This is a genomic window from Citrobacter sp. Cpo040, assembly GCF_030332915.1.
Taxonomy (GTDB): domain Bacteria; phylum Pseudomonadota; class Gammaproteobacteria; order Enterobacterales; family Enterobacteriaceae; genus Citrobacter; species Citrobacter portucalensis.
Window position 1 is genome coordinate 512,991 of the sequence record NZ_JAOWGX010000034.1, and the last position, 23,574, is coordinate 536,564.

Annotated in this window: 24 protein-coding genes and 1 pseudogene; 15 read left to right on the forward strand and 10 right to left on the reverse strand. The window is 51.1% G+C overall.

Annotated features, from left to right (window positions below):
- Positions 1–7: 7 nt before the first annotated feature.
- Genes urtB through urtE form a run of 4 tightly spaced genes read left to right on the forward strand, consistent with a single transcriptional unit; the run spans position 8 to position 4,160 of the window.
- The gene (gene urtB / locus OGX86_RS07285) at positions 8–1,582 is read left to right on the forward strand and encodes an urea ABC transporter permease subunit UrtB (RefSeq protein ID WP_286639686.1); all 1,575 of its coding nucleotides are present in this window, start codon (positions 8–10) and stop codon (positions 1,580–1,582) included.
- Positions 1,582–2,655, forward strand: a complete 1,074-nt coding sequence (gene urtC / locus OGX86_RS07290) for an urea ABC transporter permease subunit UrtC (RefSeq protein ID WP_048214208.1) — start codon at positions 1,582–1,584, stop codon at positions 2,653–2,655. The genes urtB and urtC overlap by 1 nt, the downstream gene beginning before the upstream one ends.
- The gene (gene urtD / locus OGX86_RS07295; RefSeq protein ID WP_008784743.1) at positions 2,655–3,452 is read left to right on the forward strand and encodes an urea ABC transporter ATP-binding protein UrtD; all 798 of its coding nucleotides are present in this window, start codon (positions 2,655–2,657) and stop codon (positions 3,450–3,452) included. Before urtC ends, urtD begins: the two co-directional genes overlap by 1 nt.
- Positions 3,453–3,461: 9 nt before the next feature.
- A complete protein-coding gene (gene urtE, locus OGX86_RS07300) occupies positions 3,462–4,160 on the forward strand; it encodes an urea ABC transporter ATP-binding subunit UrtE (RefSeq protein WP_048226522.1) in 699 nt (232 codons plus the stop codon).
- A gap of 40 nt (positions 4,161–4,200) precedes the next feature.
- Here urtE and ydeE read toward each other — a convergent pair whose 3' ends face one another.
- The gene (ydeE, locus tag OGX86_RS07305; RefSeq protein ID WP_008784745.1) at positions 4,201–5,388 is read right to left on the reverse strand and encodes an efflux MFS transporter YdeE; all 1,188 of its coding nucleotides are present in this window, start codon (positions 5,386–5,388) and stop codon (positions 4,201–4,203) included.
- Positions 5,389–5,586: 198 nt separating this feature from the next.
- On the opposite strand from ydeE, the gene eamA reads away from it, so the two are divergent.
- Entirely contained in the window at positions 5,587–6,486 is a 900-nt protein-coding gene (gene eamA / locus OGX86_RS07310; protein WP_008784746.1) for an O-acetylserine/cysteine exporter, read from the forward strand.
- A gap of 30 nt (positions 6,487–6,516) precedes the next feature.
- Here the strand turns inward: eamA and marB are convergent, their stop codons facing one another.
- From marB to marR, 3 genes are read right to left on the reverse strand one after another with little or no spacing between them, the layout of a single operon-like run.
- Complete coding sequence (gene marB / locus OGX86_RS07315) at positions 6,517–6,735, reverse strand: multiple antibiotic resistance protein MarB (RefSeq protein WP_048226519.1); 219 nt, start codon at positions 6,733–6,735, stop codon at positions 6,517–6,519.
- Between the two features lie 30 nt (positions 6,736–6,765).
- Positions 6,766–7,149, reverse strand: a complete 384-nt coding sequence (gene marA, locus OGX86_RS07320; protein WP_003032424.1) for an MDR efflux pump AcrAB transcriptional activator MarA — start codon at positions 7,147–7,149, stop codon at positions 6,766–6,768.
- A gap of 18 nt (positions 7,150–7,167) precedes the next feature.
- The gene (marR, locus tag OGX86_RS07325) at positions 7,168–7,602 is read right to left on the reverse strand and encodes a multiple antibiotic resistance transcriptional regulator MarR (protein ID WP_003832935.1); all 435 of its coding nucleotides are present in this window, start codon (positions 7,600–7,602) and stop codon (positions 7,168–7,170) included.
- 257 nt (positions 7,603–7,859) lie between these two features.
- Between marR and OGX86_RS07330 the strand changes: the two genes are divergently transcribed.
- Positions 7,860–8,525, forward strand: coding sequence for a MarC family NAAT transporter (locus OGX86_RS07330; protein ID WP_003832936.1), 666 nt, complete (start codon positions 7,860–7,862; stop codon positions 8,523–8,525).
- A gap of 37 nt (positions 8,526–8,562) precedes the next feature.
- Here the strand turns inward: OGX86_RS07330 and OGX86_RS07335 are convergent, their stop codons facing one another.
- Positions 8,563–9,759 (reverse strand): sugar transporter, encoded by a 1,197-nt coding sequence (locus OGX86_RS07335; protein ID WP_008784749.1) that lies wholly within the window; start codon positions 9,757–9,759, stop codon positions 8,563–8,565.
- Positions 9,760–9,981: 222 nt separating this feature from the next.
- On the reverse strand, positions 9,982–10,857 hold the full coding sequence (gene ptrR, locus OGX86_RS07340; RefSeq protein WP_008784750.1) for a putrescine utilization regulator PtrR: 876 nt from the start codon (positions 10,855–10,857) through the stop codon (positions 9,982–9,984).
- 102 nt (positions 10,858–10,959) lie between these two features.
- On the opposite strand from ptrR, the gene sad reads away from it, so the two are divergent.
- From sad to OGX86_RS07375, 7 genes are all read left to right on the forward strand, one after another.
- Positions 10,960–12,348: a succinate-semialdehyde dehydrogenase gene (sad, locus tag OGX86_RS07345; protein ID WP_204191705.1), complete on the forward strand. Its 1,389-nt coding sequence runs from the start codon at positions 10,960–10,962 to the stop codon at positions 12,346–12,348.
- 103 nt (positions 12,349–12,451) lie between these two features.
- A complete protein-coding gene (locus OGX86_RS07350) occupies positions 12,452–14,029 on the forward strand; it encodes a methyl-accepting chemotaxis protein (protein WP_286639688.1) in 1,578 nt (525 codons plus the stop codon).
- A 62-nt stretch (positions 14,030–14,091) separates the two neighbouring features.
- Complete coding sequence (glsB, locus tag OGX86_RS07355) at positions 14,092–15,018, forward strand: glutaminase B (protein WP_003832944.1); 927 nt, start codon at positions 14,092–14,094, stop codon at positions 15,016–15,018.
- Positions 15,018–15,377 carry a DUF4186 domain-containing protein gene (locus OGX86_RS07360; protein ID WP_008784753.1) on the forward strand — a complete coding sequence of 120 codons (360 nt, stop codon included), beginning with the start codon at positions 15,018–15,020 and terminating at the stop codon, positions 15,375–15,377. The genes glsB and OGX86_RS07360 overlap by 1 nt, the downstream gene beginning before the upstream one ends.
- Positions 15,378–15,457: 80 nt before the next feature.
- Entirely contained in the window at positions 15,458–15,985 is a 528-nt protein-coding gene (locus tag OGX86_RS07365) for a GNAT family N-acetyltransferase (protein WP_286639690.1), read from the forward strand.
- Between the two features lie 106 nt (positions 15,986–16,091).
- Complete coding sequence (locus OGX86_RS07370; protein ID WP_286639692.1) at positions 16,092–17,543, forward strand: tagaturonate reductase; 1,452 nt, start codon at positions 16,092–16,094, stop codon at positions 17,541–17,543.
- A 215-nt stretch (positions 17,544–17,758) separates the two neighbouring features.
- Entirely contained in the window at positions 17,759–18,673 is a 915-nt protein-coding gene (locus OGX86_RS07375) for a bestrophin family protein (protein WP_032943428.1), read from the forward strand.
- Here OGX86_RS07375 and OGX86_RS07380 read toward each other — a convergent pair.
- Positions 18,670–19,047 (reverse strand): GFA family protein, encoded by a 378-nt coding sequence (locus OGX86_RS07380; protein WP_003832953.1) that lies wholly within the window; start codon positions 19,045–19,047, stop codon positions 18,670–18,672. The genes OGX86_RS07375 and OGX86_RS07380 overlap by 4 nt on opposite strands.
- Positions 19,048–19,178: 131 nt before the next feature.
- Complete coding sequence (gene tam / locus OGX86_RS07385; RefSeq protein WP_048226509.1) at positions 19,179–19,937, reverse strand: trans-aconitate 2-methyltransferase; 759 nt, start codon at positions 19,935–19,937, stop codon at positions 19,179–19,181.
- 110 nt (positions 19,938–20,047) lie between these two features.
- Between tam and OGX86_RS07390 the strand changes: the two genes are divergently transcribed.
- Complete coding sequence (locus OGX86_RS07390; RefSeq protein ID WP_286640179.1) at positions 20,048–20,569, forward strand: GNAT family N-acetyltransferase; 522 nt, start codon at positions 20,048–20,050, stop codon at positions 20,567–20,569.
- Positions 20,570–20,578: 9 nt separating this feature from the next.
- On the opposite strand, the gene OGX86_RS07395 is transcribed toward OGX86_RS07390, so the two are convergent.
- Together OGX86_RS07395 and OGX86_RS07400 are read right to left on the reverse strand one after the other, a co-directional pair.
- Positions 20,579–21,415, reverse strand: coding sequence for a DMT family transporter (locus OGX86_RS07395; RefSeq protein WP_136391870.1), 837 nt, complete (start codon positions 21,413–21,415; stop codon positions 20,579–20,581).
- Between the two features lie 52 nt (positions 21,416–21,467).
- Complete coding sequence (locus OGX86_RS07400) at positions 21,468–21,845, reverse strand: hypothetical protein (protein ID WP_020996403.1); 378 nt, start codon at positions 21,843–21,845, stop codon at positions 21,468–21,470.
- 380 nt (positions 21,846–22,225) lie between these two features.
- On the opposite strand from OGX86_RS07400, the pseudogene OGX86_RS07405 reads away from it, so the two are divergent.
- A pseudogene (locus OGX86_RS07405) lies at positions 22,226–23,068 on the forward strand (DUF8459 domain-containing protein); the annotation flags it as partial.
- Between the last annotated feature and the right edge of the window lie 506 nt (positions 23,069–23,574).

Here is a 23,574-nt window from a genome sequence, read left to right on the forward strand (position 1 = left end):
AACGCTCATGAAAGCTATGCGCTTTATTCGTGGTGTGTTGTTGCTGATGTGGTTTTTGCCGTGGATAGCCCATGCCGCAGATGCTGATACCTTTACCGCCGCCAACCGTGCTCAGCAGGCCGCCTTGCTTGAACAATGGGTGGTGAATCCCGACGTTCAGCGCATCCCGCTGCTCAGTGCGCTACGAGATGAGAACCTGCTGACCGATAACACGAAAAATGCCTTCATCATGAACGGCTCGCACGTACAGCCGTTAGGAACAGCGACAGCCCCAAACGGCGAGCTAAAAAAAATTCGCCTGACTAACCGCCTGCGTAATCTGGTAGCCGGAGCGTTGGCTGTCCATCAGCTTTTAAGTGACAGTGTCACGGTAAGGCTAAAGGCAGCTCGTACATTACAGCGTGAGGCGCAGCCGGGCATGCTGCCGTTTTTACAGCAACGACTGGCTCAGGAGTCAGATGGTGATGTGAAATCCGCACTCGCTATTGCACTGGCAAATCTGCAACTGAGCAGCACCTCGCCGGAGGTCAGGCTTCAGGCAATCGAACTATTAGGGGCGTCAAATGATCCTGAAACTCAGGCGCGCCTGCAGCCATTCACCCGGGCTGAACATGAACCCGATGCCCGAGTGCGTGCTGCCGCTGACGAAAGTCTGAATTCCATCTCGCATCGCATGAAGGTTGGGGATCTTCTAGGGCAGGCTTTCATGGGACTGTCACTGGGTTCTATTTTGCTGCTTGCGGCATTGGGACTGGCGATAACTTATGGATTACTCGGCGTCATCAATATGGCGCATGGCGAGATGTTAATGCTCGGGGCGTACTGTACCTGGATGGTGCAACAGCTGATGGGGCAGTTTTTCCCGCACGGGTTAGCCTGGTATCCGGTTATTGCACTTCCGGTCGCCTTTTTGCTGACTGCGGCAGTAGGAATGCTGCTCGAGCGTGGGGTGATACGCCATTTATATGGCCGTCCGCTTGAAACGCTACTGGCGACCTGGGGTATCAGCCTGATGCTCATCCAGTTGGTGCGTATGACTTTTGGCGCGCAAAACCTGGAAGTCGCCAATCCGGCATGGCTTTCCGGCGGCATTCAGGTTTATGCCAATCTGATATTGCCGTGGAACCGAGTAGTGGTGCTTGGCTTTGCCATGCTGGTGCTGTTCTTCACCTGGCTGCTGTTGAATAAAACGCGCCTCGGGCTGCGCGTGCGTGCCGTGACGCAAAATCGCAATATGGCGGCCTGCTGCGGCGTACCTACCGGACGAGTCGATATGCTGGCCTTTGGCCTTGGTTCAGGAATTGCCGGACTGGGAGGTGTGGCGCTCTCGCAACTAGGTAACGTAGGGCCGGAGCTGGGGCAAAGCTACATTATCGATTCGTTTTTGGTGGTGGTACTGGGCGGCGTTGGACAGCTTGCCGGGAGCGTGGCTGCGGCATTTGGGCTGGGGATCTTCAATAAAATTCTGGAGCCTCAGGTGGGAGCGGTTCTCGGCAAAATCATGATCCTGGTGTTGATCATTCTGTTTATTCAGAAACGACCTCAGGGACTGTTCGCGCTGAAAGGGAGGGTTATTGACTGATGACGATGCCAATGACAATAACGCTGGCGCGTAAAGCGCCGCGTACAACACGCGTGCTGGGTCTGGGCTTACTGCTGGCGTTGATTATTCTGCCGTTTCTTGCGCTGTTACCTGCGGAGCATCCGCTGGCCATATCGGTGTGGACGTTGACGCTGGCCGGGAAAATTCTCTGCTATGCCATTGTGGCCGTTGCGCTGGATCTGGTGTGGGGTTATGCCGGAATGCTCTCGCTGGGACACGGTATTTTCTTCGCGCTGGGGGGCTATGCGATGGGAATGTACCTGATGCGCCAGGCTTCCGGCGAAGGATTACCGGCCTTTATGTCGTTCCTGTCGTGGAGCGAGCTGCCCTGGTTTTGGTGGGGGACGCAACATTTTCTCTGGGCGATGCTGCTGGTTGTTCTGGTGCCGGGCTTGCTGGCGCTGGTATTTGGTTGGTTTGCCTTCCGTTCAAAAATCAAAGGTGTCTATTTCTCCATCATGACCCAGGCCCTGACTTTCGCCGGAATGCTGCTGTTTTTCCGCAATGAAACCGGCTTTGGTGGAAATAACGGTTTTACCGGTTTTACCACCATTCTGGGGTTTCCGGTGACCGCGACGTCCACCAGGATCGCGCTGTTTCTGGCGACGGTTATGCTGCTGGTGCTGGCAATATGGCTGGGACTTGCGCTGGGCCGCAGTAAGTTTGGTCGTATTCTGACAGCCGTGCGCGATGCCGAGAACCGTTTGATGTTCTGTGGTTACGATCCGAAAGGTTTCAAGTTACTGGTGTGGACGCTTTCCGCTGTACTGTGCGGCCTGGCCGGGGCGCTTTATGTCCCGCAGGTAGGGATTATCAACCCCAGCGAAATGTCGCCGACCAACTCGATTGAAGCGGCGATTTGGGTTGCTCTCGGCGGACGTGGAACCCTGATCGGCCCGGTATTTGGCGCTGTACTGGTGAACGGTGCTAAAAGCCTGTTTACCGTCATTATGCCGGAATACTGGCAGCTGTTTCTTGGCCTGATCTTTATTGGCGTTACGCTTTTTTTACCTCGTGGTGTGATTGGCCTGTTTCGCAAAGGAGACAAATAATGCAGCCGGATGAAGGACTTTTTACTCGCCAGATGCCGGGCGATCGGTTTCGCGAACAAACGGACCCGGTACTCCAACTGGAAAAAATTAACGTTAATTTCGACGGATTCCAGGCGTTAACGGATCTCTCGCTCAATATTGGCGTCGGGGAGCTGCGCTGTATTATTGGCCCCAACGGTGCCGGGAAGACGACGTTAATGGATGTCATAACTGGTAAAACCAGACCGCAAAGTGGTCGTGCGATATACGATCAGTCGACCGATTTAACAACGCTGGATCCCATTGCCATCGCGCGTCAGGGGATTGGACGGAAATTTCAAAAGCCCACGGTATTTGAAGCATTAACGGTGGAAGAGAACCTGGAGCTGGCGCTGAAAAATGATAAATCTGTCTGGGGGGCTCTACGGGCACGACTCTCAGGCGAACAACGGGATCGTATTGATGAAGTACTGGCGCTGTTGCGGCTGGGTAATGAGCGGGCCCGCCGCGCCGGTCTGCTTTCGCATGGGCAAAAACAGTTTCTCGAAATTGGCATGCTGCTGGTGCAGGAGCCGCATTTACTGCTACTGGATGAGCCCGCGGCGGGGATGACGGATGCGGAAACGGAATACACGGCGGAGCTGTTTCGCCAGCTTGCCGGAAAGCACTCTCTGATGGTTGTTGAGCACGATATGGGATTTGTTGAAACCATTGCCGATCGCGTCACAGTATTACATCAGGGACGTGTCCTCGCTCAGGGGAGTCTTCGCGATGTGCAGGCCAACGAGCAGGTTATTGAAGTCTATCTCGGGCGTTAAGGAGTTCATATGCTGCAGGTGAAAGAACTGAATCAATATTATGGTGGCAGCCATATTCTGCGCGGGGTGAGCTTTGAAGCGCGTATCGGTGAGGTGACATGCCTGCTGGGGCGTAACGGCGTGGGGAAAACAACACTACTAAAGTGTCTGATGGGACTTATTCCGGCCCGTAGCGGAAGCGTGCTCTGGCAGGATAAAAATGTCACTCACTGGAAACCGCATCAGCGGGTCAGGGCCGGTGTGGCGTATGTCCCACAGGGACGTGATATTTTTCCGCGTTTGACGGTCGAAGAGAATCTGCTGCTCGGTCTTTCCCGTTTTTCAGCACCGGAGGCCCGACAAGTGCCGGATGATATTTACGCGCTCTTTCCGGTTTTACAGGAGATGAAGCATCGGCGTGGCGGAGATTTGTCCGGCGGGCAACAGCAGCAACTGGCCATTGGACGAGCGCTGGCAAGTCGCCCACAGTTGTTGATTCTTGATGAGCCAACGGAAGGGATCCAGCCGTCGGTGATTAAAGAGATTGGTCAGGTGATTTCTCAACTGGCGCACCGGGGGGATATGGCTATTTTGCTGGTGGAGCAGTTCTACGATTTTGCGCAGCAGCTGGCCGACAAATACCTGCTCATGTCGCGGGGCAGCATTATTCAAAGCGGCGATGGTAAAAATATGGAGGCCGAGGGCGTTCGGGGACTGGTTGCAATCTGAGGTATGCGACAGAGCGGCTTCGGCTCTGTCGCTATACTCATCAGCAGACCACCGTCTGCCCCCAGGGCCTTGCGCGCATGCCTTTTATCATGAGCGCCCAGGCAAGAACGATCGCCACTATCAGCGCGACAAACAGCGACCATGGCGGCAATGTGGTTAAAATGACGCCGCTGACTAATGGGTTAACCGCTGCGCCAAGCCAGCCCAACGACTGGGCGGAAAAATAGCTGGCTTTCATGCCTGCTGGCGCGATGTTGTCGATAAGCATGTATTCACCCGGCGCGTAAATGACTTCGCCGATAGTGAAAAAGGCAGCAGAAATTCCCCATAACAACAGGCTGTTGCCGGAGAAAGCGAAACCGACCAGGCCAACGACAAAGAAGACTGTACCCACTGTCATCAGCGGGCGGATATTCGTGGCGGTGAGCCTGCGGCCAAGTGCGTATTGCAGTGATACTACGATGGCGGCGTTAACGGGCAGGACGACTGCTACCACTTTCTCGGCAAAATCGCCATCGGCGACCACCATAACGTACTGCGAAATACAGGACGCAAAAGCACCGCCAACAAACGATGCCAGAAAGGCCGATAACGTAAACCAAAATAATGCCCGGTCGCGCAGGAGTACCGAAGGGGACCACACCGCGGCGTTTAAACCTTCTGATGGTGCAGTCGAACGTTTTACCCAGGTCTGGATAAACACCAGTGGCAATGCTGAACAGGCGGCAGCCAGCCAGAAAGGCAGGTTAATGCTTTGCATCACCAGCAGCGTGCCCAGCGGTGGGCCAACGGTCCAGCCAATATTCAGCACGGTATAGTTGAGCGAGAAAATTTTAGTCTTGTTGGTGGCAGACAGATTATCGGCAAACCAGGCCTTCAGCACCGTGGCGAAGACGGAGTAGGCACAGTTGATCAGGGCAAAAAGCAAAACCACTACCACCACGTTATGCACCAGTGGGATTGCAATAAAGCCGGAAGCAAAGCCACAAATTGCCAGCAGCATATAGCGTTTTTTATCGAACTTGTCGGCCAGAATACCAAAGCCAAGGCTGAACACCACGCCAATGGTCAGCGCGACCGTCATCGCATAGCCGATCAGGTCAACGCTCAGATGATACTGCCGACTGAGGTAAATCGTCATAAATGGCAGAGTGGCGCCACGGCCAATTGTTAATAACAAAGATGACGCGAGTAACGCGAGAGTGGACCTTCTCAAGGAGATATTCATTTGCCTGCCCGACAATGCATGTTGTTATGTTTTTTTTAGATATAAGAAACAAATAGCATGTCAAAACTGTGATGTACACTCAATAAGTTGTCCGAAAATGCCTTGCGTGGCCTACCTGAAATAATGATCTGTTACGGCACAACGATTTCCGTTACTTTAACTTGTTTACAAAAATTTAATATTTGCAGGGGCGGTGGTATGTCGCGTAAAGACGGGTTGTTAGCGTTACTGGTTGTCGTGGTTTGGGGACTGAACTTTGTCGTTATTAAAGTGGGTCTGCACAATATGCCACCGCTAATGTTGGCGGGATTACGTTTTTTACTGGTTGCGTTTCCGGCAATACTCTTTGTTGCCAGGCCGAAAATCCCACTTTCGCTGTTGCTCGGCTATGGCCTGACCATCAGTTTTGGGCAGTTCGCATTTCTCTTTAGCGCTATCAAATTCGGTATGCCTGCAGGGTTAGCTTCTCTGGTATTGCAGGCTCAGGCGTTTTTTACCATTGTTCTGGGCGCATTTGCTTTCGGTGAGCGCCTGCAGGGTAAACAATTGGTAGGGATTGCGCTGGCGGTATTTGGCGTGCTGGTACTGATTGAGGCCAGTCTGAACGGTCAGCATGTTGGCATGCTCGGTTTTATGCTGACGCTGGCGGCGGCGCTAAGCTGGGCCTGCGGTAATATCTTTAACAAAAAAATCATGCAGCATACCTCGCGCCCAGCCGTTATGTCGTTGGTGGTATGGAGCGCCTTAATTCCCATTGTTCCGTTCTTCCTGGCATCATTGCTTCTGGATGGTCCAACGCAAATGACCCACAGTCTGGTGGAGATAGATATGACCACCATTCTTTCACTGGTTTATCTGGCGTTTGTGGCGACCATTGTGGGTTACGGTATCTGGGGTTCGTTACTCGGACGCTATGAAACCTGGCGTGTCGCGCCGTTGTCGCTGTTGGTGCCGGTCGTTGGACTGGCAAGCGCCGCCGTGCTGCTGGATGAAACGCTGACCGGATTGCAACTGCTCGGTGCGCTACTGATCATGGCAGGGTTGTATATCAATGTGTTTGGCTTTCGGTTGCGTAAGGTTGCGTCGGTGAGGGGCTAAAAAAAGCCCCGCAGTGGCGGGGCTATATAATTACAGGTTGCGCATATTGTAATAAGGCACACCTAATTCGTCGGACTTGTCGCTGCCTGCACCCATATGATTAAAATCGAACGGGGACTGATCGTGCGCAGGGGGCATAATCATCGCGTCGCGACTGTTCTGGGTGGCAGGTTGCGCGGTCTGTTCCGCCATGCTCTGGCCCGAAACAACAAACATCAGGGCCAGCATTGCATAAGACAGAAGTTTCATGATTTCCTCGGTTACGTCGTTAACTGGCGATTAGCAATTGCATTGATTGAGTGGAAGCAAATAGCGTGATTCGCCGTGCATATTCGTCATACGGTACTTATGCGGCGGAACATCAAAATAGTTTTTGAATGTCCGGGTCAGCGTCTGCTGAGACTCAAAACCGTAACGCTCTGCCAGATAAAGAATGGGCTCGTTACTCTCTTTTAATTTTTGCGCTATTTCAGTCATTTTACGGCTGCGAATGTATTGACCCAGTGAATGACCGGTTTCTTTTTTAAACATCCGTTGCAGGTGCCATTTGGAGTAACCTGAACGCTCAGACACTTTTTCCAGCGAGAGCGGCGATTCAAGGTTATTTTCGATCCAGTCCAAAATGCTATGAATAGTGATTGTGTCAGTATTGCGTCTGGACATCGTCATACCTCTTTCTGTTTACGGCAGGATTCTCTTAAGCAAGTGCTCAAGTGTGGCTACTTCATCCGCCGTTAAGTTTTTTGTTAGTTCCTGGTGCAGGTCTTGCCCTACTAATTGATGACACTGCTCGCAAATTGCTGCGCCATGCTCAGTGAGTTTCACCAGCACGCCACGCTTGTCATGTGGATTCGGAAGCCTTTCGATCCAGCCTTTACAGGCCAGTCTGTCCAGCATCCGCGTCAGGGCGCCAAGGTCGACAGACAGCACTTTTTTCAATTCGACAGGGGTGATGCACACCGCGCAACGGATGGAGCAGAGCACCTTGAACTGCGATGCCGTGATATCCAGCGGTGACAGATAGTCGTTTAACAAACGATCTTTTTTCTGATTAACCATATAGATCAAACGACCCAGTGGGATGATTTCGTTAAACAGATCACTGGTGTTTTTCACAATGGTTGCCCTGGCAAGTAGTTAGTCACGGCTGATATTATTGCTTAGGCAAATATAAGTCAAACGAATGGATCGGCAAATGCCACGTTTTGCTAAATCATCAGACTCAACATCCGATGAGTGAAATTTTAACGATCTGATAATTATGGTTTATACGCGTGGATGAAAAATGAATCCTTACATCGCGAAAATGGCTTATCTCGCGGATTTCACCGTATACTTGCCGTTGACGATTAACGCACAGGAAAGATGACATTATGATGGACTTGTTTAAAGCAATAGGACTGGGGCTGGTAGTCCTGTTACCGTTGGCAAACCCGTTAACCACCGTAGCGTTGTTCCTTGGCCTTGCAGGCAATATGAACAGCGCAGAGCGTAACCGTCAGTCACTCATGGCGTCCGTTTACGTGTTTGCCATCATGATGGTGGCGTACTATGCCGGGCAACTGGTGATGAATACCTTCGGGATTTCGATTCCCGGACTACGTATTGCGGGTGGGTTAATCGTTGCGTTTATCGGCTTCCGGATGCTGTTTCCGCAGCAGAAGGCGCATGATTCTCCGGAAGCAAGAAGCAAGTCAGAAGAGCTGGAAGACGAGCCGACTGCCAATATCGCCTTTGTACCGCTGGCTATGCCAAGCACTGCCGGTCCGGGGACGATTGCGATGATCATCAGTTCCGCGTCAACCGTGCGTCATGGTTCCGAATTTCCGGACTGGGTGATCATGGTCGCACCGCCGATTATTTTTGCGGTTGTTGGGATTATCCTGTGGGGCTGTTTGCGCAGTTCCGGGGGGATCATGCGCCTGGTCGGCAAAGGTGGTATCGAAGCGATTTCTCGTTTGATGGGCTTCTTGCTGGTGTGTATGGGCGTGCAGTTTATTATTAACGGCGTGCTGGAAATTATCAAAACCTACGCTTAAAACACTGTGCCCGGTAATATCTACCGGGCATATTTTTTTATGAATGCTGAGGTTGTTCTTCCAGCGATACCGGCCATTTACGAAAGATAATCACCGACCATATCAACGCCACCACGGCAGGCACTGCGCCGACGTAACCAATCGTAGACATCGACCAGTGCAAACTCACCTGATTGCCTACCAGCGCACCAGCGCCAATACCGATATTAAAGATACCTGAGAACAGCGCCATTGCGACGTCAGTGGCATCCGGAGCAAGCGCCAGCACTTTCACCTGCATACCCAGACCTATCAGCATGATGGCGACGCCCCAGAAAATACTCAGGACAGCAAGGTGCATTTCGCTGTCAGCAGCCGGAAGTAACAGCACCAGGCATACTGTCAACAGGGCAATGGCACTGCTAATCAGCACGGATGCATGCAGATTCCCCAGCTTACCGAAAATGACGCTACCGACAATTCCCGCGCCACCCAGAACCAGCAACAGCACGGTAGCAAAGTTTGCGCTCAGACCCGCGACGGTCTGTACAAACGGCTCGATATAGCTGTAGGCCGTGTAATGTGCGGTGACCACAATCACCGTCAGTAGATACAGACTCATCAATGCCGGACGATGAAATAACACCGGCAGGCTTTTTAAAGAGCCGGAGTGCTCACTGGGTAGTTTGGGCAGGAGCTTAATCAGGCAAAGCAGGGTAACTAACGCCCCCATACCGATGGCGAAGAAGGTCGTGCGCCAGCCAAAATACTGACCGACGATACGTCCGATTGGCAGGCCAAGCACCATCGCCAGCGCGGTGCCGGTGGCAATCAGGCTGAGAGCCTGTGCACGTTTACCGGCAGGGGCCAGGCGGATCGCCAGCGATGCGGTAATCGACCAGAAAATAGCGTGCGCAAAAGCAATACCAATACGGCTAATTACCAGCACGGTAAAATTCCATGCCAGGAAAGAGAGCACATGGCTGGCGATAAACACAACAAACAGACAGATCAGCAGTTTTCGGCGCTCCACCTGACTGGTAAGTAACATAAAAGGGAGCGACATCAGGGCGACAACCCAGGCGTAGATCGTCAGCATGATCCCGACCTGAGCGGTCTGCATATTGAAGCTTTGTGCGATGTCGGACAGCAAGCCGACAGGGACAAACTCGGTGGTATTGAAAATAAAACCGGCAATGGCAAGCGTAACTACCCGTAGCCACGCGACCTTGCGGGAAACAGTGTCTGTTGTCATATCAAATAAGAGGATTAGCTGCGAAAAGGTAAGGCCACGATCTTAAAACGTTTGCTGGCGAAAATACAATCATTTTGTGATATGGATCTCATTTCATTGGTAGGGCGCTACAATTTGCTGCCGAATATTCCTCGTATTTTTAAGTATTTCAATAATAATGAAATTCCGGGCGTATGACTTCACCCGGATTTACAGGTATTCATGTTTTTTGAGGATCGCCAGTTACTCCGGGTCGTGTGATAACTGAGGGTTCAACACCTCAATAAACGCTTCCAGTTGACGTGTCATTGCACCTCTGCGCCAGACCAGCCATGTATTCAGCCAGCGCCAGTTCTCGCTTAGCGGCCAGGCGTTGACCTGATGATGCCCTGGCATGCTCTCCAGCATCGATCGCGGGATCAGTGCGATACCCGCACCGGCAATGACGCAGGCCAGCATGCCGTGATATGACTCCATTTCATGAATGGTGCCGGGCATGGCGCGATCGGCATGAAACCAGCTTTCAAAATGGCGGCGATAGGAACAGTTGGCGCGAAAGGCGTAAATACTGCAACCGTTGACGTCGCTGGCCCGCTGAATGGGGGGATGGCCGTGCGGCGTCACGATCATCATCTCTTCACGGTAGACCGGCATTCCTTCAAGTCCCGGATGGGTAATTGGGCCATCGACAAAGGCCGCGTTCAATGTTCCGTCGAGTACGCCGTCCAGCATTGTGCCTGAAGGACCTGTCGCCAGCGCGAACTGAATTTTGGGGTAACGCTGATTATATTCAGCCAGCGTAGCGGGGATGCGAACTGCTGCTGTACTTTCAAGCGAGCCGAGAGAGAAGAGTCCTTGTGGCTCATCCCCGGCGACGACCATCCTGGCTTCCTCAACCAGTGCCAGGATCCGCTGGCTGTAGCGCAAAAAGTTGTGCCCGGATGGGGAAAGCCGCAGGCGCTGGTTTTCACGAATAAACAGATCAACGCCCAGGTCGGCTTCAAGCTGACGTATACGGGTGGTGAGATTGGATGGCACGCGATGCACCTTCGCGGCGGCCTGCGTAATACTGCCAGTCTCCGCGACGGCATTGAACATTTCCAGCTGCGTCAGATCCATAATCTTCTCTATTCGTGAATGGTATGGTTAATATTATTCATTTTTCAGAAAGAGTAAATATGCTCATGATATAACCATACCCTGCGATAAAGAGAGGCACTTATGACTATCACAGCAGCAACACATGCGATTTCCATTGACCCTGCCAGCGGTGAAAGGCTGACGGCGACGCCGTGGGCCAGCGCGGAAGAGATTGATCATGCGCTGAACCTTGCCGCGAATGGCTATAGCGAATGGAAACATACTTCCGTTGAGCACCGTGCGCAAACGCTGCGCCAGATCGGGCAAGCTCTGCGCCATCGTGCGGAAGAGATGGCGCAGTGTATCTCACGTGAAATGGGTAAACCCATTAAGCAGGCGCGTGCTGAAGTCGCCAAGTCAGCTGCATTGTGTGACTGGTACGCCGAGCATGGACCGGCGATGCTCAATCCGGAACCTACGCTGGTGGAGAATAATCAGGCGGTGATTGAATATCGTCCGGTAGGAACCATTCTGGCGATCATGCCGTGGAACTTCCCGCTCTGGCAGGTAATGCGAGGTGCCGTCCCGATACTGTTGGCCGGAAATGGCTACTTGTTAAAGCATGCGCCTAACGTAACCGGCTGTGCTGCAATTATTGCGCAGGTTTTCGCTGATGCTGGTGTACCCGCGGGGGTTTACGGTTGGGTTAATGCCGATAACGCTGGGGTCAGTCAGATGATCAATGACCCGCGTATTACCGCGGTAACGGTGACAGGCAGTGTACGTGCTGGGGCGGCGATTGGCGCCCAGGCGGGTGCCGCGCTGAAAAAATGTGTGCTTGAACTGGGCGGCTCCGATCCGTTTATTGTCCTCAATGATGCTGACCTCGATCTGGCCGTTAAGGCAGCGGTCGCTGGGCGTTATCAGAACACCGGGCAGGTTTGTGCGGCAGCCAAGCGCTTTATTATCGAAGAAGGGATTGCGGCAGAATTTACTTCACGCTTTGTGGCCGCTGCGAGCGCGCTCAAAATGGGCGATCCGCTGAACGAAGAAAACGATCTGGGGCCGATGGCGCGATTTGATCTGCGTGATGAGCTGCACCAGCAGGTAGAAGCTACCCTTGCCGAAGGGGCACGGTTACTTCTCGGCGGGGAAAAAATTGCGGGTCAGGGAAATTACTATGCCGTGACGGTACTGGGCGATGTCACTCCAGAGATGACGGCGTTCCGCCAGGAGCTGTTTGGTCCGGTTGCGGCAATTACCGTGGCGAAGAATGCTGAACATGCCTTAGCGCTGGCGAATGACAGTGATTTCGGCTTATCCGCCACGGTGTTCACTGCGGATGAAGCGCTGGCGCAGAAGATGGCGTCACGCCTGGAGTGTGGTGGCGTATTTATCAATGGTTACAGCGCCAGCGATGCCCGCGTTGCGTTTGGTGGTGTGAAGAAAAGTGGCTTTGGCCGCGAACTTTCGCACTTTGGCCTGCATGAGTTTTGTAACGTGCAGACCGTCTGGAAAAACCGCCTTTGATGGTGTGGGTGCCTCCGCTGGGGGCACCTGTCTTATTTCTGCAATTTTTCTGTCATTTACTCTCCGTACACTCGCGGCTAACGCTTTGATACAGAAGAGTAATATGAACATAACGCAAATTTTCCATCGTCTAATACCCCGTCAGTTCGGTCTGTTAACCGGCATTTTTTGCATTATTGCGCTGTTCTCTGTTTTGCAGGTCGTGTCCTCCTTGATGCTCTCGGCCTCAGTCAGTGACGCACAGCATAATGAAGGGCGTAATCAACTCGCGCTTTTGCAGCAGGCAAAGGTCGATGAAGCGCGGGTGGCGTTATTATCTGCCAGCGATTTACTTAACCGGGCGGGGATTTATTTTATGCAGGATGCCGCCACCGGTTCGGACGGGAGTTGGCGGCCGTTAATGGAAGAGGCGTACCGGGCACTGGCGCAGTCAAAAAGTGCATGGGATGCCTGGCGGGATATGAAACCGCAGCCGGATCCGGATCTAACGGAGAGCTATCAGCGTTTTTATAGCGGTATTCTGGAGCAGGCGGACGGGCTGATGCAGTCAGGTTCCATTGATGCGTTTTTTGCCGTACCCGTACAGGCCTTTCAGACAGACTTTAACGGTAATTACGCGCGCTTTCAGCAGGACAGTGGGCGACATGCGGAAGCTGGGCGTCAGCAGCTGTTGACCAGTCTTGAGCGTTTACAAAATCTATTTTTGTTTATTCCTCTGGTGCTGGTGGTTATCGCCTTTCTGGTCTGGCGTAGTATGTTCCGTTGGGTGATTATGCCGCTGCGACGGCTGATCGATCATATCGATATTTTAGCGGCGGGGGATCTTTCTCGGCCAGCCCCGCAGGTGAGTCAGTTTAATCGGGAAGTGACGCAATTAAGTTCGCGTATTGCTGCAATGCAGCAGGGGCTCTGTGCGCTGGTGCGGCAGGTGAATGATGCCACCACCGCAATGGTAGGAAATATCAACGAACTTGCGCAGAACAATAAACAGCTATACCAGCAGTCGGCAAAACAAAGTGAAGAGTTGAGCACTGTGACATCGCATATTTCGGTTCTGGAAACGCATGTTGAGGATAACAGTGGCTTTGCTGAACTGGCGAATCAACGCGCAGTGCAGGCGCGCGATATTGCGGCAGGTGGAGACCGAATGATGGCGACGGTAAATGCGTCAATGCAGGCGATTGTGACTCGCTCGTCTGAAATGCGAGGGATTACAACGCTTATCGACAACATTGCATTTCAGACAAATATCCTGGCTCTCAACGCCGCAATCGAGGCAGCACATGCCGGGGAGCAAGGGCGCGGGTTTGCCGTGGTTGCGAAAGAAGTTGGGCTGCTGGCGCGAAAAAGCGGTCAGTCTACGCAAAACATTCAGACACTGATTAAACACTCGTTACAGGGCATTGAAGAGGGCTTTCACGCGGTTAACGGACTCGATAAGAATTTGCAGCAGGTTATCGCACTGGTGGAAAACCTCGGCGCGTTACTGAACGATATTTCGACTGCAACGTTAAATCAGGGGAACAGTATTCACCAGTTAACCCGTCAGCTTCATGTCCTGAACGGCGAAGCCCGACAAACCAGTGATCTGGTGAATGCTGCATCTGATTCTTCCTTACAGCTTCACCATGAATCTAACCAGCTTTTGCAGGCCGTGGCCAGATTCCGCCTTCCGGCCTGACGCTGCGTATTCAGCTCTGTTATACTCGCAGGCCTTTCATACCTGCGAGCAAGGAGCATGTTGTGGCCAGGGCCATGGACAATTCAATTTTAGAGACCATTGTGCAGCAGGTTCGTCCGCTGATTGGTCAGGGTAAAGTCGCTGATTACATTCCGGCATTAGCCTCCGTCGACGGTTCAAAACTGGGTATTGCTATCTGTACCGTTGATGGACAGCACTATCAGGCGGGAGATGCGCAAGAACGTTTTTCTATTCAGTCGATTTCAAAGGTGCTCAGTCTGGTCGTGGCGATGCGTCACTATCAGGAAGAGGAGATCTGGCAGCGTGTCGGCAAAGATCCTTCCGGTCATCCTTTTAACTCCCTGGTGCAGCTGGAAATGGAGCAGGGTATCCCTCGCAATCCCTTTATTAATGCCGGGGCGCTGGTGGTTTGCGATATGCTGCAAGGGCGTCTAAGCGCACCGCGTCAACGGATGCTGGAAGTGGTGCGGGCATTAAGCGGCGTGTCGGATATCGCCTATGATGCGACGGTCGCGCGATCGGAGTTTGAGCACTCGGCGCGTAACGCCGCTATTGCATGGTTGATGAAATCCTTCGGCAATTTTCACCATGACGTGCCCACCGTTTTGCAGAACTATTTTCACTACTGCGCGCTGAAAATGAGCTGTGTGGAACTGGCGCGGACTTTTGTCTTTTTGGCAAATCAAGGGCATGCCTTTCATCTTGCGGAGCCTGTGGTCACTCCGATGCAGGCCCGGCAGATCAATGCGCTGATGGCGACCAGTGGCATGTATCAGAACGCAGGGGAATTTGCCTGGCGGGTCGGGCTTCCGGCGAAATCAGGTGTGGGTGGCGGCATCGTGGCGATCGTGCCACACGAGATGGCGATTGCTGTCTGGAGTCCGGAACTGGATCCGGCGGGAAATTCACTGGCCGGTATCGCCGTGCTGGAGCAATTAACACAACAGCTGGGGCGCTCGGTTTACTGATGAAAACGCTCGATCCTCTTTTTGCCCGGCTGGCGAAATCAACGTTTCGCTCGCGGTTTCGTCTTGGTCAGAAAGAAAGGCAGTATTGTCTGGATAAAGGGGCGCCAGTTATCGAACAACATGCTGCGGATTTTATAGCTAAACGACTGGCACCTGCGTTTCCCGCCAATGATGGAAAACAGACTCCTATGCGTGGTCACCCGGTATTTATTGCTCAACATGCTACGGCGACGTGCTGTCGAGGGTGTCTGGCGAAATGGCATGATATACCTCAGGGTGTAGCGCTAAACGATGAACAGCAACGTTACGTTGTCACGGTTATTTACCACTGGTTAGTGCTCCAAATGAACAAGCCATAGATAACATTATCCTATGATATCCCCCCTTGTGTTGTGTAATTGTTAAAAGCAGTATGAAGGGGTCAATCTAAGGAGAAACCATGGCTTCCGGCAAACCCTGCTTTGTGCTGAGCGCGGCACAGATTCTGTCGCGAATCGACGAGCTCAGCGATGTTCTTGAACAGTGCGTCAATGACGGCGCCTCCATCAGTTTTATGCTGCCCTTTAATCGCGAAAAATCAGAGCCTTTCTGGATGAAGGTCGCGCAAAGTGTTTCTCGCGGTGAACGGATCGTTCTTGGTACGCAGAATGCGCAGGGGGTGCTTGTCGGTACCGTCCAACTCATTATCGATCAACCCGAAAATCAACCTCATCGTGCTGATGTCGCCAAACTGCTGGTTCACCCTTCAGCGCGACGCGGTGGCCTGGCCCGTGAATTGATGAACGAACTGGAAAGTTGCGCGCGTCAACAAGGTAAAACGCTGCTGGTGCTTGATACGGCGACGGGCAGTGGGGCGGAGTTGTTCTACCACAATTGTGGGTGGAAAAAGGTAGGGGTGATACCTGACTATGCCCAAATGCCCGACGGGAAGCTGACCGGAACCACACTTTTCTATAAAACGCTCTAATTTGTCGTCGGGGATTGATCAAAACAGGGTTTCAATGTATTAAAGTTTGCTAACCTATTGGACCAATTCAATCAGGTTGTATGACTAATCATAAAGGGAACCCATTGTGCAAACACTAAATCGTCGCGATTTCCCCGGTGCTCAGTATCCTGAACGTATTATTCAGTTTGGTGAAGGAAACTTCCTGCGCGCCTTTGTAGACTGGCAGGTAGATCTGCTGAACGAACATACCGATCTGAACGCTGGTGTGGTCATTGTTCGTCCTATCGAAAGTTCCTTCCCGCCATCGCTGAGTACGCAGGATGGCCTCTATACCACTATCATTCGTGGTTTGGATGAGAAGGGCGAGGCCGTCAGTGATGCCCGTCTAATTCGTTCAGTTAACCGTGAAATCAGCGTCTATAGCGAATACGATGAGTTCCTGAAGCTGGCGCATAATCCTGATATGCGTTTTGTGTTCTCTAACACCACGGAAGCAGGTATCAGTTACCACGCGGGCGATAAGTTTGACGACGCGCCAGCAGTTAGTTATCCGGCTAAACTGACGCGTCTGCTGTTCGAACGATTCAGCTATTTTAACGGCGCATTGGATAAAGGCTGGATTATCATCCCTTGCGAACTGATTGATTATAACGGTGATGCACTGCGTGAACTGGTTCTGCGCTACGCTCAGGAATGGGCGCTGCCGGAAGCGTTTATTCAGTGGCTGGATCAGGCCAATGCATTTTGCTCCACGCTGGTGGACCGTATTGTTACCGGCTATCCGCGTGATGAGGTTGCTAAGCTCGAAGCAGAACTGGGCTATCATGATGCTTTCCTCGATACCGCAGAACACTTCTATCTGTTTGTCATTCAGGGGCCAAAGTCATTAGCCGCCGAACTACGTCTGGATAAGTATCCGCTGAATGTCCTGATCGTGGATGACATCAAACCGTACAAAGAGCGCAAAGTGGCGATTCTCAACGGTGCTCACACCGCGCTGGTCCCTGTTGCCTGGCAGGCAGGGTTGGACACCGTGGGCGAGGCGATGAATGACGCTGAGATTTGTGCTTTCGTGGAGAAAGCGATCTATGAAGAGATCATTCCGGTACTGGATTTACCACGTGATGAGTTAGCTTCTTTCGCCAGCGCGGTAACCGGTCGATTCTGCAACCCGTATATAAAACATCAGCTGCTGTCGATTGCCCTGAATGGCATGACCAAGTTCCGCACCCGTATATTGCCGCAACTGCTGGCAGGGCAACAGGCCAGCGGTAGGCTGCCGGCGCGTTTGACGTTTGCACTTGCCGCGTTAATTGCTTTTTATCGTGGAGAGCGCAACGGTGAGTCTTATCCGGTTCAGGATGATGCGCACTGGATAGAACGTTTTCAACAGCTGTGGTCCCAGCATCGCGATCGCCAGATAAGTACCGAAGCGTTGGTCAAATCTGTACTGGGTGTCAAAGAACACTGGGAACAAGATCTGACGCAGGTTTCTGGACTGGTGGAACAGGTCTCTGCCGATCTGGATACCATTCTGGCAAAAGGTATGCGTGAAGCCGTTAAGCCACTGTGCTAAGACGACTACCGATAACCCGGCTCAGGTCGGGTTTTTTCTGGATATAAATTAGTTACAACATACTATGTGGTTTATATCATAAACCCGGTCTGTGACTTAGGTGCGGCTTCATTTTAAGCAGGGCCAAAGTTGTTGGGATAATGTTGCGATTAACTTGCAACATTGATCGCTATCGCGTCTAATGTGACGGATTTCACATTTTCCCGAAGATAACCATGATCGTTCGTCCCCAACAACACTGGCTGCGCCTGATATTCGTCTGGCATGGTTCCGTATTATCTAAAATATTTTCACGACTGCTGCTGAACTTCCTGCTCTCCATCGCCGTTATCATCATGTTGCCCTGGTATACGATGTTGGGTATCAAATTTACCCTGGCACCGTTCAGTATTCTGGGCGTGGCGATTGCTATCTTTTTAGGTTTTCGCAATAACGCCTGCTATTCACGTTATGTCGAAGCCCGACACCTGTGGGGGCAGTTGATGATTGCTTCCCGGTCACTACTTCGCGAGGTGAAAACCACCTTACCGGATGACGCCGAACTGGGGCAGTTTGTTCGTCTGCAAATCGCATTTGCCCACTGTTTACGCATGACATTACGTCGAAACCCACAGGCAGAGCCGTTGGCGAAATATCTCAGCGAGAAAGATCTGCAGACGGTATTTGCCGCACAATCGCCAGCAAACCGCATTTTGTTGCTGATGGGGGAGTGGTTGGCCGTGCGCAGACGTGATGGGCAGCTGTCCGATATATTATTTCATAGTTTAAACAACAGATTAAATGATATGTCGGCAGTACTGGCAGGTTGTGAGCGAATCGCGAATACACCCGTTCCGTTTGCTTATACTTTGATCCTTCATCGCACTGTTTATCTGTTTTGTATCATGCTGCCATTCGCGTTGGTGGTGGATCTTCACTACATGACGCCGTTTATTTCAGTGCTGATTTCCTATACTTTTATCTCGCTTGATGCGCTTGCGGAAGAGCTTGAAGATCCGTTTGGTACTGAGAACAATGACCTGCCGCTGGATGCGATTTGCAATGCAATCGAAATCGATTTACTGCAAATGAACGATGAAACCAATGTGCCAGCAAAACATATGCCGGATAAACATTACCAACTAACTTAGTTTCGTTCTGTTTCCCACCATGCTGGCCGCATATCAGAAAACGAATGAAACTCCGGCGCCAGATCTTCATCATTAGGATCGTCAAAAGCGCCGGCTAAAAGCGCAATGACCGGAGCGTCATCGATGGCGCCCACGGAACTACCGCACTGAGGGCAAAAAGCCCGACTGGTGGTTTCAGATGAGCGCCAGGTTGTCGGTTTTCCGGCTTTTCCCGTCCATTCTACATTTTCTGCATCAAACTCAATCCAGACGACGGTCGGGGCCCCCGTATGTTTCCGGCATATATCGCATGAGCAGGTATGGGAATTATTAGGACTGCTGGCAGTGAAGCGGATCGAGCCACACAGGCACCCACCAATGTAGACTTTAGACATAACAACTCCCGTCAGAAACATGTGGCAAGACACTAGCAGATGCCAGACATAGCCACTAGATCCTTATGATAAAAAGGCGAGGGCGCGCATACTCGGTAGCCCAGACCTGTGATCTGTCTGATGATAAACGCTTAACTATTGCGTCTGGCAACAATAAACAACCGCGGAAATGCCAGCAAAATATTGCCGTTTTCCTGCAACGGATATTGATCCTGAAGCAGTTCATGGTAGCGAGCCAGGTAATGACGCTGCTCGCTTTCGCTCAAATCCTGCAACCAGGGGCGTAGTCCCGTTGAGCTTACCCAGTCGATAATCGCCTGATGCGAATCCATAATGTGATAATACGTTGTACGCCAGATATCCACATCACAACCCGCTTCGGTCAAAATATCATAGTAGGCGTGAACGCCAGGAAGCGGAGCACGCCCCCGGTCGGGGTAATCTTGTTCATAAGCCACTTCGCGCATCAGTACATGCGTGGGCTCCAGCCAGTTATCCGGCATTTGCACGGCCAGAACACCGTTGTGACTCAGTTGTGAGACCAAATGTGGGAATAATTCATAGTGATCGGGCACCCACTGTAACGACGCATTTGCATAAAGCAGATCCACGGGATGCTCGGGCTGAAACTGGCTAATATCCGCTTCGATAAAATAGCAGTCAGGTAATGCGTTGCGCGCTTCATTCAGCATAGCAGGTGAAGAATCGACACCTGTTGTCTTTGCCGTGGGCCAGCGCTGATGCAGCAATGCCGTACTGTTTCCCGGACCACAACCAAGATCAACAACTGAGCGGACATTTTCTAACGCCACACGGCTGAGTAATTCTGCTGCGGGTCTTGAACGTTCAGTTGCATATTGCAGATAAAGCGAAGGGTTCCAGTCGGCCATGTATAAATCTCCAGTATGAGAGGAAAAGTCGGAAAAGGACGGTATAAGACCTTGCCGATGAGCCACTTATTTTAGAAGATTATATGAAAATGAATGATAAGGGCAGGAATATGCTGGAAACATCAAGGTTGATATTACGACAGTGGGAGGCTAAAGACCGAGCCCCTTTTGCTGCACTCAATGCCGATTCTGACGTGATGCGTTTTTTCCCCGCGCCGCTACAGAAAGCTGAAAGCGATAACCTGGCCGATAGATTTAGTGAAGGTATTGCAGAACGCGGCTGGGGATTTTGGGCCGTAGAGCTAAAAGAAACACACCAGTTTGTGGGCTGTGTGGGGTTGCATCCACAACCTGATAATTTTCATTTTTCACCCTGTACCGAAATTGGCTGGCGGCTTGCTAAAGCATACTGGCACCAGGGTCTGGCGTTAGAAGCCGCACAAGCGAGTCTTGCATTTGCTTTTGACGTACTGGCGCTAAATGAAGTCGTTTCATTTACTTCTGTGCTGAATAAACCGTCAGAGAATCTGATGATACGACTTGGTATGAATAAAACAGAAGAGTTTACGCATCCCGTGTTGCCGCCAGATCATCGATTGGCACAACATGTTCTGTATCGTCTTTGCCGATAATTAATCAGTCTATTTTGCTCCTTTTCTCATATCAGAGAAAATAACTAAGCCAATTCCAGCCAAAATAATGACGCTTGCGAGAAGGATTCTGACGGTGAGCGTTTCGCCCAAAAATATGATCCCACCGAGAGTGGCCAGACAAGGTACGCTGAGTTGAATAGTACTGGCCGTTGTGGACCTGAGTAAGGGGAGCAATGAATACCAGAGCAGATATGCACCTCCCGATGTAATTGCACCAGAAAGCACGCCCAGAACTAATCCATATATATCGATATGAAGATGAGAGCGGAAGAACAGAGGAATAATCAATGCGACCGGGATTGCCAGGATGAAATTCCCCCCGGTAGAGGCAGCAGCATCCGTGATTTTTTTCCCTGTGATACTGTAGAACGCCCAGGCTAACCCAGCAATAACCATCATTATTGCAGCATACAAGGAAGGGCGTTCTGCACCAGGAAGCAGCAATATGGCTATTCCAGCCAATGCTCCGAGTATTCCTGTTATTTTTAAAATTACGAGCTTTTCTCCCTGAGCTATCCCCCATACTGTCATGACGAGCTGAACGGTACCAAAGAGCAGCAGGGCACCAGCGCCGGTGCTGAGAGAAACATAGGCAATGGAGAATGAAAAAACATAGATGCAAAGTAGCAGGGCATTTAACCACTTGAATTCAAATTTTCTGCTGTCAGATGTTATCGCAATAAATAAAAAAAGGGCAATTGCGCCACTTATCAACCGGAGGCTGCTGAATGAAATAGCATCAGCATGCATCCCCTTCAACGCGAGTCGGCAAAGTACGGAGTTGCCGGCAAATGCGACCATTGCGATGATGATTCTGATGAGCAAGATAACGTCCTTTAGTCGATACGATAATTAGTAAAAGATGCAGGTGTTGTCTTTAAAAACAGGTGTGTTGATTAACATAATTGCCAACATCAACGACTCTATTCGTGTTGGGATCGACATTAAGAACGACAAAACGCATTTGTGGGCAGAACAGCTCTGCACTTTTCTTGCTGCATTCAGTTTGTAGCCATCGATGCTCACCCTGTTCGGTTACAACCGTGTTCACGTTTCCGTATTCGCTGCACACAAAACCTTTTTCAGTTGCTCTTTGCCTTGCTGCCTCCAGGCTCAGACCAATAACATTCAGCTCATCGACCTCTTTGGCATGTGTGCTGTCGGAAACACGGGTTAATGTGCAGCTCGTCAGCGTAGAGGTAAATAGTAGCAAGAGCATGAAGCGTAGGATGGTTTTGCTTTTTTTGTTTCGCATTGTCCGATATGTACTCAATTTTATTATCGTATTTCTGAAAGTAAGTGAAGTCACCGGGTTCAGTATATAACGAACGATTACATACCATTGCTAAAAAATCACAGATGTGCGGCTTTATATTTTTAAATGAAAGCTTCCAAAGCCAAAATCTCATGACGTAATAATTGAGACTATGTACTTTTGGTCAGAGGTATGCGTTTCAAATTAGCGACGATGAAGATAAGAGCCTTCCCAGAGACATGTCATCTTTCACATCAAATGAAGATCTCATTCTCACTAACATTGCGTAAGTGAAAGGCTGGTCTATGCTAAAAAAAGCAATCAAATTTGCGTTGGCTTTTTGAATAATAACGATAATTCTCGCGTTTTCGGTGGCGAATATGAACAGGATTGTGATCGCTTTTTTAATGTGCTTTCTTTCCTCTTTGGTTGTTAACACATATGCGGCGGAACCTCGTCAGGAACCCACCGAAAAGGAACGCGCGCGAACGGTTTATATTTTTCATCAACCGATTGTCATGCTCCAGGCGAAATTCGGCCTTACCACGCCAGAAGAGCGGGTGCTGCGCATCCGCAATACGCTACGAAATTTCACTGAAGCCGATGTTCGCGAACCGTTACAGGTTGTGTCGGTCACGCGTTATAACCAGCCGGGAAGGCTTATCGTGATGAACGGTAAACCGGTGATGTTGCTGACACAAGGCGATCTCGACGAAGGAGACGATCTTACGCTCGACCAGGCGGCGCAGCGCGTACTGGCGCGCATGGAGGCGCAGCGGTCTGCATTGAGCGATCAGTATAACAGCGGCTGGCTGGCGCTGTCGGCGGTGAAAACGGTGGCTGGTCTGGTGGGAATGGTGCTGTTTTGGTTCGGTGCATACCGTTCCTGGCGTTGGGTCAGACGCGTTTATCGTCGTCGCATTTTTGAGAACAAAAGCTGGATCCCCCAGAGCTGGCGGCGTTTTATCGGCGCTATCGAGACACGCCTGTACGCATTGTTGATGATCCTGCTGGGTATCGTTGCACTTTACGTTTGGCTGAGTTGGGTCTTTAGCCTGTTTCCCTGGACGCGCGTCTGGGGAGAGTCCCTTGGTGACTGGTCTGTACGCGTAGTGCGTGATATTGCATTGTCGATTGTCTCAGCGTTACCTGGCTTGATGATCGTCCTGATCATTTTTCTCATCACGGCGTTCATCCTGAAGTTGCTTAAGGTGGTTCTCAACCATCCGTATCTGTGGTTTGCCAGTGTGAACTACAGTTATCAGTTCTAATGTTCAGTGAAGTGAGAGTCGCAGTGGAATTGTAGAAGACATAAAACAGCTATTTGCATAACCAGCTGTAGTCGAGAGCCATCATCCAGAACTGTTAGCGCTGTTGAGGCAACTGCGCTTGAAAGGGTTTTGAGGCGTCATTATTGAGCAGCACAAGGATGACCATAAAACATCAGATTCAGCCTTTATCTACGTTAGTGCGCATAATGTATATTATGTTAAATAACCTCCATGGGTCTATTACTTCATGGTTCACTCGTGCGGCCACAGAAATCAGCATGTTGTGAATTTTGAGATACCTCCCTTTTATTGCATTAGGTCTGTCGTACATTTACTTCACCTCATGCTGATTGTTGGGTGTTTCTATGTACTCACTTACCCAGATTGTAAGTTCAAACGGCCGAAGGCACTGGATTCTGATGGATGTAAAAATCTGTTTGCCAGCACTTTATCCGCTT

Bases quoted from the DNA above. Each gene is read 5' to 3' on its own strand.
- sad (WP_204191705.1), top strand. From the start codon at position 10,960: ATGACTATCACAGCAGCAACACATGCGATTTCCATTGACCCTGCCAGC.
- OGX86_RS07380 (WP_003832953.1), bottom strand. From the start codon at position 19,047: ATGTCTAAAGTCTACATTGGTGGGTGCCTGTGTGGCTCGATCCGCTTC.
- OGX86_RS07375 (WP_032943428.1), top strand. From the start codon at position 17,759: ATGATCGTTCGTCCCCAACAACACTGGCTGCGCCTGATATTCGTCTGG.
- OGX86_RS07390 (WP_286640179.1), top strand. From the start codon at position 20,048: ATGCTGGAAACATCAAGGTTGATATTACGACAGTGGGAGGCTAAAGAC.
- OGX86_RS07400 (WP_020996403.1), bottom strand. From the start codon at position 21,845: ATGCGAAACAAAAAAAGCAAAACCATCCTACGCTTCATGCTCTTGCTA.
- marA (WP_003032424.1), bottom strand. From the start codon at position 7,149: ATGTCCAGACGCAATACTGACACAATCACTATTCATAGCATTTTGGAC.
- ydeE (WP_008784745.1), bottom strand. From the start codon at position 5,388: ATGAATATCTCCTTGAGAAGGTCCACTCTCGCGTTACTCGCGTCATCT.
- ptrR (WP_008784750.1), bottom strand. From the start codon at position 10,857: ATGGATCTGACGCAGCTGGAAATGTTCAATGCCGTCGCGGAGACTGGC.
- urtB (WP_286639686.1), top strand. From the start codon at position 8: ATGAAAGCTATGCGCTTTATTCGTGGTGTGTTGTTGCTGATGTGGTTT.
- OGX86_RS07360 (WP_008784753.1), top strand. From the start codon at position 15,018: ATGAAAACGCTCGATCCTCTTTTTGCCCGGCTGGCGAAATCAACGTTT.
- tam (WP_048226509.1), bottom strand. From the start codon at position 19,937: ATGGCCGACTGGAACCCTTCGCTTTATCTGCAATATGCAACTGAACGT.
- OGX86_RS07365 (WP_286639690.1), top strand. From the start codon at position 15,458: ATGGCTTCCGGCAAACCCTGCTTTGTGCTGAGCGCGGCACAGATTCTG.
- eamA (WP_008784746.1), top strand. From the start codon at position 5,587: ATGTCGCGTAAAGACGGGTTGTTAGCGTTACTGGTTGTCGTGGTTTGG.
- urtC (WP_048214208.1), top strand. From the start codon at position 1,582: ATGACGATGCCAATGACAATAACGCTGGCGCGTAAAGCGCCGCGTACA.
- OGX86_RS07350 (WP_286639688.1), top strand. From the start codon at position 12,452: ATGAACATAACGCAAATTTTCCATCGTCTAATACCCCGTCAGTTCGGT.
- urtD (WP_008784743.1), top strand. From the start codon at position 2,655: ATGCAGCCGGATGAAGGACTTTTTACTCGCCAGATGCCGGGCGATCGG.
- urtE (WP_048226522.1), top strand. From the start codon at position 3,462: ATGCTGCAGGTGAAAGAACTGAATCAATATTATGGTGGCAGCCATATT.
- marB (WP_048226519.1), bottom strand. From the start codon at position 6,735: ATGAAACTTCTGTCTTATGCAATGCTGGCCCTGATGTTTGTTGTTTCG.
- OGX86_RS07330 (WP_003832936.1), top strand. From the start codon at position 7,860: ATGATGGACTTGTTTAAAGCAATAGGACTGGGGCTGGTAGTCCTGTTA.
- OGX86_RS07335 (WP_008784749.1), bottom strand. From the start codon at position 9,759: ATGACAACAGACACTGTTTCCCGCAAGGTCGCGTGGCTACGGGTAGTT.